This is a genomic window from Streptococcus gordonii, from assembly GCF_001553855.1.
Taxonomy (GTDB): Bacteria; Bacillota; Bacilli; order Lactobacillales; family Streptococcaceae; genus Streptococcus; species Streptococcus gordonii.
In genome coordinates, this window is sequence record NZ_LQWV01000012.1 from 82,424 (window position 1) to 96,283 (window position 13,860).

11 protein-coding genes are annotated in these 13,860 nt (G+C 40.7%); 8 read left to right on the forward strand and 3 right to left on the reverse strand.

All coding sequences use genetic code 11. The features are described from left to right. Positions 1–46 precede the first annotated feature (46 nt). The 8 genes from AWH02_RS03475 to AWH02_RS03510 all read left to right on the forward strand — a co-directional run bounded on the left by AWH02_RS03475 (position 47) and on the right by AWH02_RS03510 (position 10,942). A complete protein-coding gene (locus AWH02_RS03475; protein ID WP_011999611.1) occupies positions 47–295 on the forward strand; it encodes an EsaB/YukD family protein in 249 nt (82 codons plus the stop codon). Beyond that, positions 288–1,541, forward strand: coding sequence for a type VII secretion protein EssB (essB, locus tag AWH02_RS03480; protein ID WP_045634517.1), 1,254 nt, complete (start codon positions 288–290; stop codon positions 1,539–1,541). Before AWH02_RS03475 ends, essB begins: the two co-directional genes overlap by 8 nt. Before the next feature lie 19 nt (positions 1,542–1,560). Then, positions 1,561–5,976, forward strand: a complete 4,416-nt coding sequence (gene essC / locus AWH02_RS03485) for a type VII secretion protein EssC (RefSeq protein ID WP_060553263.1) — start codon at positions 1,561–1,563, stop codon at positions 5,974–5,976. Between the two features lie 12 nt (positions 5,977–5,988). Continuing rightward, positions 5,989–6,324, forward strand: coding sequence for a hypothetical protein (locus AWH02_RS03490; protein ID WP_045634515.1), 336 nt, complete (start codon positions 5,989–5,991; stop codon positions 6,322–6,324). A gap of 19 nt (positions 6,325–6,343) precedes the next feature. Then, complete coding sequence (locus AWH02_RS03495) at positions 6,344–8,521, forward strand: hypothetical protein (protein ID WP_060553262.1); 2,178 nt, start codon at positions 6,344–6,346, stop codon at positions 8,519–8,521. Beyond that, the gene (locus AWH02_RS03500) at positions 8,522–9,526 is read left to right on the forward strand and encodes a hypothetical protein (protein WP_060954904.1); all 1,005 of its coding nucleotides are present in this window, start codon (positions 8,522–8,524) and stop codon (positions 9,524–9,526) included. It begins immediately after the preceding gene. A gap of 68 nt (positions 9,527–9,594) precedes the next feature. Beyond that, positions 9,595–10,599, forward strand: coding sequence for a hypothetical protein (locus AWH02_RS03505; protein WP_060954905.1), 1,005 nt, complete (start codon positions 9,595–9,597; stop codon positions 10,597–10,599). After that, the gene (locus tag AWH02_RS03510) at positions 10,577–10,942 is read left to right on the forward strand and encodes a hypothetical protein (RefSeq protein WP_045505100.1); all 366 of its coding nucleotides are present in this window, start codon (positions 10,577–10,579) and stop codon (positions 10,940–10,942) included. Before AWH02_RS03505 ends, AWH02_RS03510 begins: the two co-directional genes overlap by 23 nt. Positions 10,943–11,377: 435 nt before the next feature. Here AWH02_RS03510 and AWH02_RS03515 read toward each other — a convergent pair whose 3' ends face one another. From AWH02_RS03515 to AWH02_RS03525, 3 genes are all read right to left on the reverse strand, one after another. Beyond that, a complete protein-coding gene (locus AWH02_RS03515; RefSeq protein ID WP_060553261.1) occupies positions 11,378–12,205 on the reverse strand; it encodes a Cof-type HAD-IIB family hydrolase in 828 nt (275 codons plus the stop codon). 32 nt (positions 12,206–12,237) lie between these two features. Next, complete coding sequence (locus AWH02_RS03520) at positions 12,238–12,984, reverse strand: DeoR/GlpR family DNA-binding transcription regulator (RefSeq protein WP_060553260.1); 747 nt, start codon at positions 12,982–12,984, stop codon at positions 12,238–12,240. A 168-nt stretch (positions 12,985–13,152) separates the two neighbouring features. Continuing rightward, entirely contained in the window at positions 13,153–13,563 is a 411-nt protein-coding gene (locus AWH02_RS03525; protein ID WP_060553259.1) for a hypothetical protein, read from the reverse strand. Between the last annotated feature and the right edge of the window lie 297 nt (positions 13,564–13,860).

Here is a 13,860-nt window from a genome sequence, read left to right on the forward strand (position 1 = left end):
AAACTCATGACCAGCTATGAGATTGTAAATTAGGAGAATTGAGAGAATGAAGCAACATATCAATATAACCCTACGCCTATCAGATAGGGATGTCGATATTCGAATTCCTCGACGAATTGAAGTACGTCGGCTGATTCGAGAAATAGATAGCATTTTTGGGCCAGAAGTAAAAAGGCCAAAATACCAGTTAAGAATTATTAATAAAGGCTTGCTACTTGATGAGGGCAAGTACCTATCAGATTATCCAATTACAACAGGAGATTTAGTAGAGATAGAGGAGGCATCAGGTGACTGAGGAAAAATTTGTATACGGAGAACAAACCTTTACCTATGAGAAAAGTGACAAGGAATGGAAATTAAGTTTACGCCGTTCAGATGTGGCTACTCAAGACTTACGAGAGTTACTGATTTTGGATTTACACCATCCGCTCTTTTTGGAGCAGACCATGGATGTGGATGAAGATGGCTTAACTTTTACCTACCAGCTAGAGCCACATAGTCTCAGCTATGAAGAGGTTAAATCTCGTCCAATCTCAGAAAGGATCCGCTTGGCTCTCAATGTCTTTGCTCTTGAAGCTGCTTTGGAGCTACCAGTGACTTTTCTTATTCATCCGAGCAACCTCATGATTACCAAGGATGCTCAGGCTAAGATTGCCTATCGTGGGGTTCCAGGCATTATGACGCCGGAGGCACTGACTGCTGAGGATTTCCTGCGCCAGGCCAAGTGTTTTGCTGCGACTTTATTTGCGGATGTAGACTTTATGGAACTCTACAATGGTTCTTTGGAGTTGGAAACATTACCAGACTTTTTGGTTGAACTCCGTGAAGCAGAAGACCAGGCCGCTGCAGTGGCTGTTCTAGAAAAGGCTTATCTAGATAAGACCAAGGAAGAAAAAGCGACTCTGATTCAGGTGTCTAGTCGATGGCATCGGGTTTTCAAGTTGGCATCTATCTGGCTGTCAGTAGCTGTTGTTCTTTTGATCATTCCCTTGATTTATCTCATTTTCCTGCAAAATCCTTTTAAAGAAAAGCTTCTGCAGGCGGATACTGCCTTTATCAAGGTCGATTATAGTGGTGTTATCACTGAATTGGAAGGGATTGCACCTTCTAGTCTTCCAACGACTCAAAAGTACGAATTGGCCTACTCTTATATTCAAGGGTTAGAATTCTCATCTGATCAAAAGAAGGTCATCTTGAATAATGTGAGCCTTAAATCAGATGAGCTCTACCTGATTTACTGGATCCAAATCGGACGCAACACCTTTGAGGATGCTTTGGATACAGCCAAGCGGATTAATGATAATGACCTCATCCTTTATGCTTTGGCACAGGAAATCAAGCAAGTACGAGAAGATGACAAGCTATCAGGTAAGGATCGAGAAAGCAAGCTTAGCTCGCTGGAAGGTGAATACAAGAAGTACTGGGATAGTCGGAGCGAACTACTGACAAGTGATTCAAGCTCAAGCGACTCCAGTGAAAAGGAGGCTTCATCTACAGAAGCTTCAAGTTCAACTGAAACCAGTGCATCTAGCAGTCACTAAGCAGGTCAAGGAGTAAAAAATGACAAAACAAGTAATTTTCTATACCCAGGGCCTGCGTTATGAGGTTGAACCCACAGAAGGACGCCAGCTTCTTCTTGGGGCCAGCGAAAAGGCTCAGGTCTATCTGCCTCAGCAGGAGGAGGAAATTCGACTCAAGGCTGATGGAGACGAGATTTTCTACCAGTTTGGGGAGGAGACTGGCCTCTTGATAGATGGACTGGTACTGAATCAAATCCGTTTTTGCCTTAGAGATAAAACTCCGACAGTTTATGATCTTTTGGACCAACAAGAGCTACGGATCGGTGCTCAGAGTGGCTCTAGCCTTCAAGTCTCTGATGATTTAGAATTGCTCTTGCAAAAAAACGGAGAAAACTGGCATTTAACCAAGTTCAAAGGAACCTTTTATCGAAATAACATTCTAGAAAAACAAGACCAGTTGCAGCTTTCTTTTGGTGATGAACTCAGCTTTGGTGCTGTAACAATCAAAATCTATCCAGATGAAGTCTGGCTGAGTGGTCCCGTCCAAGCAGCCAAGGTTCTATCTCTGCGAGGGGCATCTCGCTACGGCTTTTACCCGGACTATCCAGACTATCATCGTTCGCCACGGATTATCTATCGTGGATCTGAAGATAAGATGGTCATTAATCCTCCAGGTAAAGAGCCTGGCAAACCAAACGATGAATTGCTTAAGCTCATTGTACCGCCCTTGCTGATGATTGGGGTTGTAATCCTGATTACCCTTATCCAGCCTCGGGGGATTTATATCCTGGCGACTATGGCCATGTCTGCAGCTAGTATCGTCTTTTCTGTCAGGACCTTCTTTAAAAATCGGAAGAAATACAAGGCAGACAAGAAAGAGCGCGTGGACCTTTACCGTCTCTATCTAAAAGACAAGGCTATTGAGCTGACTGACTTGGAACGCAAACAGCGTCAGGGCATGCTCTATCACTTCCCTAAGGTGGAAGAGCTGACCGAGTTAACTCAACGTTACAGTCACCGTATCTATGAAAAAACACCGCTCCACTTTGACTTTTTGACCTATCGTCTAGGCTTGGGGCAGGTTCCGACTTCTTATCAGTTGACCTATGGACAGCAGGAGAGAAGTGGGAAGAAAGATGCGCTTGAAGAGGAGGGCTTTGCTCTTTATACCAAGCATAAGAAAATCCCTGATTTGCCGATTGTAGCAAATCTTAGCCACGGACCGGTTGGATATGTCGGACCTCGCAATCTAGTCCTTGAACAGCTCCAGCTCTTGGTCATGCAGTTGAGTGTCTTTCACTCTTATCATGATGTGCAGTTTATCACCATCATGCCAGAGGAAGAGCGAGACCAATGGAATTGGATGCGTTGGTTACCACATGCAAGCCTGCAGGAAATGAATGTGCGAGGCTTCGTATACAATCAGCGTACTCGTGACCAAGTGCTTAACAGTCTCAATCAGATCTTGAAACTCCGTAAGACTCAAAGGGATGAGGCAAGTCGCCAAGAGACGACTCTCTTCAGCCCTCACTATGTGGTCTTAATCACTGATGAAAAGTTGATTTTGGATCATGTCATCATGGAGTTTTTCACAGAAGACCCGACAGAACTAGGCTGCTCACTCCTCTTCGTCGAAGACGTGATGAGCTCCCTATCTGAAAATGTCAAAACCGTCATCAATATCAAGGACCGCAATATCGGACAGTTGGTTATGGAAGAAGGGATCCTCAAGGAGACCAACTTCCGCTTGGACCACTTCCCAGACGGTTATGATAAGGAACAAATTGCACGGACCTTGGCACCGCTCAACCACCTGCAAAATCTCAAGTCTTCTATCCCTGATACAGTTACCTTTATGGAGATGTACGGGGCTGAAAGCTTTACGGACTTGAAGGTCTTAGACAGATGGAAGAGTCATGCTCCTTACAAGAGCTTAGCTGTGCCGATCGGTCTTCGAGGAAAGGATGACCTAGTGCAACTCAACCTCCACGAGAAGGCTCATGGACCGCACGGTTTGATTGCGGGGACGACAGGTTCTGGTAAGTCTGAAACCATCCAGTCTTATATTCTGAGTCTAGCCGTCAATTTCCACCCGCACGATGTGGGCTTCCTACTCATTGACTATAAGGGTGGGGGGATGGCCCATCTCTTTAAGAAACTGCCTCACCTGCTAGGAACCATTACCAACCTAGATGGGGCCCAGTCTATGCGGGCCTTGGTTTCTATCAATGCGGAGCTAAAACGCAGGCAACGTCTCTTTAACCGCTATGAAGTAAACCACATTAACCAATACCAGAAGAAATTTAAAAATGGTGAAGCCAAAGAACCTCTGCCCCACCTTTTCCTCATCTCAGATGAGTTCGCCGAGCTTAAGGTTAACCAGCCAGACTTTATGAAAGAGCTGGTTTCTACGGCTCGGGTCGGACGTTCCCTCGGTGTTCACTTGATCCTTGCCACTCAAAAACCATCTGGGGTCGTGGATGACCAGATCTGGTCCAACTCTCGTTTCAAGCTAGCTCTCAAGGTAGCAGACCGAAGTGACTCCATGGAAATGCTCCATACACCAGATGCAGCAGAAATCACACAGGCTGGTCGTGCTTACCTGCAAGTCGGCAACAACGAAGTCTATGAACTCTTCCAATCAGCCTGGTCAGGAGCAGATTACCAGCCGGACAAGGATGAACTGGGAATCGAAGATCACACAATCTATCGTATCAACGACCTAGGCCAGTATGAAGTCCTCAATCAAGACCTCTCTGGACTGGATCTAGCAGATGAAATCAAGGAAGTACCGACAGAGCTTGATGCCATTGTCGAAAATATCCAGCTCTTGGCAGAGAACCAAGAGATCGCTCCCCTACCACAGCCGTGGCTACCACCGCTCCGTGAGCGCATGACGTTAGATGAGCTTGAAGCGGTTGATTTCCATAAGGAATGGAATAAAAAGCCAAGAGATCTCGAACTTCTCATCGGGATGGCAGATATCCCGCAAGCACAAAAGCAAGAGCCGGTCTCTATCAATCTATCTAAGGATGGAAACATCCTCTTGTATGGTAGTCCAGGGACAGGGAAGACGACCTTCCTGCAAAGTGTAGCGATGGATCTAGCTAGAAAGTACAGTCCAAAAGATGTCACACTTTACTTGATGGACTTTGGTACGAATGGGCTGGCGCCTTTGAGCCATCTACCTCACGTAGCAGATACCCTACTTTTAGACCAGACGGAGAAAGTGGCTAAGTTTGTCCGAATCATGGAGCGAGAGCTCAATCGGAGGAAGAAACTCTTATCTGACTACGGTGTGGGGACCATAGACCTCTACCGTCAGGCTAGTGGCCAAGAAGAGCCTACAATTGTCATTCTCTTGGATAGCTATGAAGCGATGAAGGAAGAGCCATTTGAAGCAGAGCTCTTCAAGATCTTGATGCGGATATCTCGCGAAGGTCTCAGCATTGGTGTCCACCTAATCATGACAGCTGGTCGTCAGTCCAACCTGAGAGCTACGCTCTATGCCAACTTCAAGCATCAGATGACTCTTAAGCAAAATGATGTCGGTGAAGTCCGTACCATTCTAGGGAGCACACCGCTTGCGGCGACCATGGAAGATATCAAGGGACGTATCCTCATGAAACGGGATGAAGTTGATGTCGTCCAACTTGCCTTGCCAGTCGCAGGTATCAGTGACGCACAAGTCATCAATAACCTGCGTACAGAAGTCGCTCGAATCCAAGAAGCCTGGACAGGTGAAACACCACAGGCTATCCCGATGGTACCTGAGGAGTTGACAGAGAAGGACTTCTATAGTCGGGCAGATGTTTTGAAGCTTCTATCTCAAGAAATTATTCCTTTAGGGTTAGATATAGAAACTGTCAAACCAATGGGTTGGAATCTAAAGCAAGGGTCTTTTGTATATGTAGCCAATAGTGAGGAGCAAATGAGAACAATGACGAAACAATTTTCTATTGTTTCATCAAAAATTAATTCTAATGTTTATATTATCGCTCCAAAGTATAACTTAATACCTAATCTTGATGGTTACACAATTGTATCTGACCCCGAAAATGTGAAAGATTTTATAGAGGCAGTTGAGTTATTAATTTCTGAACGTATGGAGGATCAAGAAAAGGATTTACATACAATCATAGTTATATATGATATGTCTACTTTAGTAGGAGATTTAAATCACCAGCTACAAGATAGTCTAGCTAATATTATTAAAAATGGCCATAAAGTGGGCTATCCGGTATTTGTTGAAACCGATAATCAATTAAGTAAAAAAATTGATTATGCATCCAAAACGGTTCTTCGCATAAAACAAGGTTTAGTTGGATTGAGACTAAATGATCAGTATGTTATAGACGTTTTATCTAAACCTCTTAGAGAGGTGGCGTTAGATGAGCAGATTCACTATTTTGTATCACATGGACAGGCAAATAAAATTAAAGTATTAATGGAATAGAAGGAGAAAAAAATGACAAGTAAAGAAGATAGGGTAGCAAGTATTAAAGCAAAATTAGATGCTCTTGATGGAGAAATCGAAGCTCTAAAAGCAGCCCAAAAAGCTTTAAATGATACGAATACTAAAGTAAGTTATAAACCTGACAAGACGAATGTGGATAATTTAAAAGGGAAAAAATATAAAGAAGAAACTGCAGATGAGAAAGATTATTTAGAAGAACTAGAAAAAGACTTTTCAGCAAAAAAGAGTGAGGTCGATGCAAAACTAACTACTAAAATCAGCACATTAGAATGGGACAAGACTTGCGTATCAATCGAATATACATTAGCAAAAATAAATCCATTTTAAGAAAACGGAGGGAAATGTCATGACAGATAAAATTAAGGTTAAGGGCAAAAAGTACATGTCAGAGAGTTCAGAACTCAAAGAACTATTTGCGACAGAGTATGAGGCGGCAGTAAAGAAGGGCTATCAAGAATTCATGTTGAAGATAGAAGATTCAGAAGCTGATGCTGTCACGGCTTTCTTAAATCTACTAAATGAGTTACAAGAAATGGTTTATGAAGTTTATCCGCAAACTGTTAAAAAATATGCTAAAGTTTTAAGTAACTATGTATCAAGTCTTGAATCTGCTGGATTTAATGATGATGAATTAATTCAGTCTATCAAGGGAGATAATGATAGCGTTCAAGCTAAATTGAAAAAAGAACAATATGACGAAGCAGAAACAGTCAAAAAAGATTTACAAGCTAAATTAGATGCTGCGTTAGATTTGCTGAATGAACCTAAGAGTGATTTTAAGGGATTTGAAGATGGGTTAACTACATCGCTGAATAGTTTAGCAAGTAATAGAAATCAAACTCATGTCGCACTATCTGGTGCTCAAGATACTGCGATTAAGGCGCTTCAAGAGTTAGCGGGTATTTTCACGAGATTGAGAGATGCGATGGCAAATGCGAAGCATATTCATGTAGTTAGTGTTGATGAGATTGCTGGCTATATGGAACTTAAAAAATTGACTGCTGAAAACATGGGAGATCTTGAAGCAATCCAGGATGAAAATGATGGGAAAATGCTTGCAGCTGCATATTCTAAAGACCCCTTTAACGAAATGGCAAAAGTACCATCTAAAGGTGTCAGTGTATCTATGATGACAATCGTTAATAGAACCCTGTTTGGTACGATGAAAGGAGACTTAGATCAAACAACTCCCGAAAATTTAAATGATATAAAAGCTTTCGTAAATACTTTATTGAAAAATAATTCAGTAGAAGATGTTCAAAGTTATATGGATAAATTAATGGAAGCAGGAGATCGATTTGGCATATCATTAACAGCTGTTGGTGTAAGTAAGATACCTGGTTTTCCTAAAAGAAAGGAGAACGAATCAGATGACTCTTATCAAAAACGGATAGATGATTTTATAGCGACTCAGGAAAAAATGACACCTGAATTAAGAAAAATACAAAAGGATGTTGAAAAAGCGAATGCTTTGACAAATCTGTATTCGGCAATCTATGTCAGAAAGATGGGACATGTTCCTCATAAGATGCCGCATGGGGGGACTTATGAAGAAAAAAGTTCCATTGATAATCTAAAAATGGGGAATGGAAATATCACTTTTGATGAAATTAAGAAAAGCCAAACAGAATGGAGAACATTTCCTGATAAGCGTGAAACAGTTACTGTAGGGGTCTTTGATACTTATGGAGAAGGTAAAGGACGTGAAATGGCTGCCGAATTGGATAAAATAGAAGAGAAACGTCTAAAAGCCAATCTGAAATTTGTTAGTGATGTAATAAAGACAGGCGGATACTTAGGTGGACCTGAGACTGTAGCGGTTACTCAAGCTATAGGGGCAGTGTTAGATACCGCTGCAAACTCTGATGGCCCTTCTAATGCTAGAGATGCTGCAGCTGGTTCTACTGGTTTATTACCTAAAAAATATCAAGCTCCAGTTCGTTCTGGTGCAGGTCTTGTCAAGGCATTTGCTACCTATCATTCTGCTTTAGAACAAATTGACGAAGATAAGGAAAATTCCGAAAAAGAAGCATTCAATTCGTTTAACGACGTTGGAGGAGGAAGTGTGTCAACTGGACTTGAAGGAAACCAAAAGGTAATCTCGACACGTTTTTCTTCAGCTTTTGATTTGCAGTCTGCTCTATCTTATGCAGACTATCAAGAAAATGGCTTGCGAAACATCGTTTATCAACAGGCTTTGGTTGAAACGGGTAATAAGAAACAAGCACTAGACAGTTTAAAAGCTTTTGATAAAAAGATGAAAGGCACCAATATTTATAATAGTACGGTGACAAACTTTATTAAAGGAGAGAACGTTATTACACCGAAGCCGTCTGAGCTCCAAAATGCGTTTAGTCAAATTCAAGGGGAAAAAATTATTCCATCTAATGAACATTGGCAAGAGTATCAGGAATCAATCTTAACAGAAGGAAGGGATGCTGATATACCTTATCGTAGTGGAGAGGATATCCGAATCCAACATAATCAGCTGTTTGATCGTTTAGTTGGTTCAGGAGGACAATAAATGAATAAAAGAAAACAAATTATTTTAGTGATTGCTGTCTTACTAGTAGCTTTCTGTAGCTTTGTTTATCTAAAAAAACAATTCTTTTCTCCTTCCAAGCCAAAGGAAGAGTCTAGAAAGGAAACGCTTGTATATGATTCTTCGCTGAAAGATATCACTCTAACAAAAGATGGGCGCTATGTCTTAGTTAGTCCTAAAGATGTAAATTGGCAATCCAATGATTTAAGGATGAGTCGTAACTACGTAGTCTCAACATTTACAACTTATGAGCACTTTTATGCAAAAAAGAATACCTTACCATCCGGTAAACTCGTAAAATTTGATATTATCACTTATGATTTACGTAAAAAAAATTTCGATGAAAAGCGCATAGACCTCAAAAAAGCCGTAGAAGAATATGATTCAGATTATGGCTTGAGAGATGATGGGGCCATCCAAGAAGTTGGTTCTAGTTTCTATTTTGAGGGTAAAGATTATGTACGGATTTCCGTTTCAAAAAGAAAAAATTTGGAAGAAAAAAAAAGACTAGTGCTAAATCTGGAAAATGGGAAATTGACAGAGCTTAGTGAAGCGATGGAAGAGGTGCTTCTCGCACAAAATAGTTTCCCTTCCCTATCCAGAACCAATCTCGATGATATTCTATATTTTAATGGATTTTCAGATTTAAACGATTTAGGTTATATTAATGATAAAAAGGAGAACAAGATTGGGCAGGATATTAACTTTAGCCATGAGTTTCCTGACTTGGTAAAGCGTTTAAAGAAAAATAGAATTACAGAAATTCAGTATCGTAGAGGTCTAGTCTCTCCATCGGATTTTTATGAAGATCTTCGTCATTGGTTTGCGCCAGTTGGTCAGGATAAGCTAGATATAGTCGCAAAGGATTATGAAACGAACGAAGAAACTCCTTTAAATAATTACCAAGAATTCATTGATTGGTCCAAAGCGGAAGCTCAAAAAGCACAGGAAAGCATAAACGCAAATAGGAAAAAAGAGGCAAATTAATATGCCACAAATTTGCGAAACATCGTTTATCAACAGGCTTTGACTGAAACGGGTAATAAGGACAATAAATGAATAAAAGAAAACAAATTATTTTAGTGATAGCTGTCTTACTAGTAGCTTTCTGTAGCTTTGTTTATCTAAAAAAACAATTCTTTTCTTCCTCCAAGCCAAAGGAAGAGACCATAAAGAAAACTCTTGTATTTGATTCTTCGCTGAAAGATATTACTCTGATAGATGATGAGCGCTATGTCTTAGTTAGTCCTAAAGATGTAAATTGGCAATCTAACGATTTAGTGATTACAAGAAATTATGTAGTTTCCTCTTTTGTATCATATGATCAAACATATTCTAAAGAATATAAAAGATTATCTAGTAAGCTCACAGCATTCGAAATTTTAACCTATGATCTGCGTAAGAAAAATTTTGAAGAAAAGCGTATAGACCTCAAAAAGACTGTAGAGAAGTATACTTCAGAGTATAGCTTGATAGATGATGGTTCTATGGAAAATATAGGGTTCGGTATTCATCATGATAACATAGATTATATAGAAGTTTTTGTATCTAAAAAAAATAATATAAAAGAAAGAAAAACACTATTGTTAAATCTGGAAAATGGGAAATTGACAGAGCTTAGTGAAGCGATGGAAGAGGTAGTTCTCGCACAAAATAGTTTCCCTTCCCTATCTAGAACAAATCTTGATGATATTCTATATTTTAATGGATTTTCAGATTTAAATGATTTAGGTTATATTAATGATAAAAAGAAGAACAAGATTGGACAGGATATTAACTTTAGCCATGAGTTTCCTGACTTGGTAAAGCGTTTAAAGAAAAATAGAATTACAGAAATTCTGTATCGTAGAGGCTTGGTTTCTCCTGCGGATTACTATGAAGATCTTCGCCATTGGTTTGCGCCAGTTGGTCAGGATAAGCTAGATATAGTCGCAAAGGATTATGAAACGAAAGAAGAAACTCCTTTAAATAATTACCAAGAATTCATTGATTGGTCCAAAGCGGAAGCTAAAAAAGCACAGGAAAGGATAAAAGCAAATGGGAAAAAAGAGACAGATTAATACAGATCAAATTTACGAAACATCAGTTCGCTTAGATGCGGCAGTAGCGTCAGGAGGTCAAAATGATGCTTCAGAGTGGGTTGATGATGAGTCTACAGAATTATTTGCAGACTGCAATACCTTATTGGATGAGGCTTCAGCAGATATTCATACTACGGTAGAGAATCTTAATAACTATTTAAATTCTGTAGCAGCAGAATTTGAGAAAGCTGATTCAAAAATGGCAAAATTAATTTCTGCAAATAATGGATTGGAATCTATCCCAATGGAAGATAAAAATATTGCAGAAAAGAATAAAATTCGCTCGAATGATTATTATAATCAATTGAAAAAGAGCAAGTAATCGTTATATTTTTATCCTATTTTATCTTTCATATCGTAATAGGATACAGGAATGATTTCTCTTAGGCTGAGCGATTCTTCTCTAGCGCTTATTGGCTGTGCAGTCAGCCATTCTTCACGAGATGCATACAATGGAAAAAGATAGTCTATCGAAGAAATAGTATGCCTGGGGCTTTTTGTTCAGGCCTATTTCTATTTGAAGTTGCTATTCCACCTGAACATCAATTCAGGTGGTTTTCTTTTACCTACCATATCTCAGTCTCTATCTAGCACCTATTTTTCATTTAGTATCATAAAGAAAATTTCAGGTGATGCACTAAGCCTAAAACAAAAAACAAGCTAAAAGGACTTAGTCCTAGCCAATGTAGAACTAAATCCTTAATACAAATTATTTTGCTGATTTTTAAGGTTGGGGTATCTGAGCCATTTCGCAAACTCAGCCGAGGACATATTCTTTGATGGCTTCTGCGACTCCGTGCTCATTGTTGCTTTTAGTGACGGCATTGGCCTCAGTTTTGACTGCTTCAGGGGCATTGTCCATAGCGACGCCGAGTCCTGCCAGTCGCAACATAGGAAGGTCATTGAAGTTGTCTCCGACTGTCATGACCTCTTCTAGTGGCACTTGGTAGTGCTGGGCAATTTCGTGTAAGGCTTGCTCCTTGGAGACATGCTTGGCCGTGACTTCCATATAGTTGTCCTTAGAGAGATAGAAGGCTGTCTTGGGAAAGTCTAAGGTCTGTAGGTAGTCGTGAAGTTTCTGGATGACAGGCGCTTCATCGATAAGAAGTAGCTTATGGATAGGGATTAGCACATCCAGCACTGGCAGAAGAATATTCTGAATCACTGGCTGCTCACCTGTAATAGCAGCCTCTATCTGCACCCACTTATCCAGACGATCAGCAATCCAATCCTTGCCAGAGTAGAGATTGATGGACACACTAGGAAATTCAGACTTGACCAGTTCTAGAAAAGTGCGGATCTCTTTCTTGTCCAGAGGGTGCTCGATAATGGTCTCGTAAGCTTGCGGATCACCCTTGATGACCAGAGCACCGTTGTAGCAGGCCAGTGGATTATCTCCCAGCCCCAGCTCACGGGCAATGGGCTCCATACCCAGAGGAGAGCGGGCAGAAGCCAGTACGAAGGGGATTTGTTCTCGGTTCAGTAGGGGAATGATGTCTTTGAGCTCAGGATCTACTTGGTGCTGGTTGTCCAAAATGGTACCGTCAATGTCGCTGATAATCAGGCGAATCGCTTGTTTTGTCATGAGGCGTCCTCCTATGTGTCTAATGAATTGATTTAATAAAGTATTTTAACCTTGTCTCCAAGCAGTTCTTGAACTTCAGGGCTGGGCTCTTGGTCCGTGATCCAGTAGTCAAAGTCGCTGATAGGCCCCAGGATGTACTTAGACTCTTTCTGCCACTTGTCTTGCTCAGCCAGCAGAATCTTAGTCTTGGCATGCTTCAAAGCCAGTCTTTTCAGGTGAGCATCAGCCTCGTCTTCAAAGCTGACTAGGCCATCAGAAACACTAGCTGCCCCGATAAAGGCAATGTCAAAGGAAACTTGCTCTAACAGCTCTGCTTCATTGAGCGCGTAGTAGAATCGGTTTTTGGGATAGAATTTTCCACCTAAGAGATGAAAGTCCACTTTGTCCTGACTACTCAGCATGATCGCATTATCCAGCGAGTGAGAGTAGATTGTCATAGGCTCCTTGATGCGCTGTGCCAGATGGAGAACGATGGTTGAGACATCAAAGAAGGCAATCTGCCCCGGCTTGAGAAAGTCGTGCGCTTTTCGCGCTATAGCCTTTTTTTCGTGGCTCAGCTGCTTGAGACGGTCGTTAAAGGAAGGGATTTGCCGGCTAGTGTCCAGCGGGATAATACCTCCATGAGTGCGTTGCACAAGCTTACGCTCGCTCAAAATCGAAAAATCTCGTCGGATGGTATCTTTAGAAACCTGAAAATGCTCAATCATATCCTTGGCTGATAGCTGTTTTTTCTCAGCCAAGAGCTCTAAGATTTCAGCCAAGCGTTGTTCTTGGTACATACTAGTCCCTCCCTGTTTGTCTAAAAAGAGTATAGCACAGAGATTAAGTGTTTTCAAGTTTCTTTAATGCTTTGTAAGTCTTTTGGCTCGGAGTATAAAATGAACAATCAAAAAAACCAAGCAGTGCTTGGCTTTTTTGATATTATAATGTTCGAAATAGCTTTATGATTATGGAGTTTGGACGTTAACTGTTCCGTCGCTTCCAACTTTAACATCGACACCGCCACCTTGTACATGAACGCCGTCTTCGTTTACGTTAACATTTCCATTGCTATTAGCATTTTCATTGCCAGCTTCAACAGTAGCTGAGCCATCGCCGTCAGCTTCTACTTTAGCGTCATCAGTTTCTACGTTAACGCTACCACCGTTTTGGCCTCCGTTAACCTTAACTTTAGCTTTGCCGCTTTCAGAGGATGCTGAGCTTTCTTTTTTGCTTGAAGAGCTGGCTTTAGATGAAGAAGATACGCTTGAGCTTGAGCTTTCTTTTGTATCCTTGTCTGCAGAATTTCCGCAGGCAGCCAAAAAGAAGAGTGAAACTAGTGTAATTAGAGATAAATAAATTGTTGATTTTTTCATCATATCCCTCCTTCTACTTACATAGTATATGATTCAAGCTTTTGACGCAATAAAAAAATGGATATGACATTGAATTATCATACCCGCTTAATAGTTTCGTTACATAAAATACAGAGGAAAAACAGAGAAAAGACAGCGCTATCAAGGGTTTGGCTTGTTTGTTCTTTGTTTGTCTATGTAATATTCTTGTAACAGATATAAATATTTATCAGAATGTAAAAAAGTTGTTTGGAGCCTTGAGAGGTAAGTGTTGGCTGGTAACTTAGTCTAGAAATTATAAAACCGCCTAGGTTAACTAAG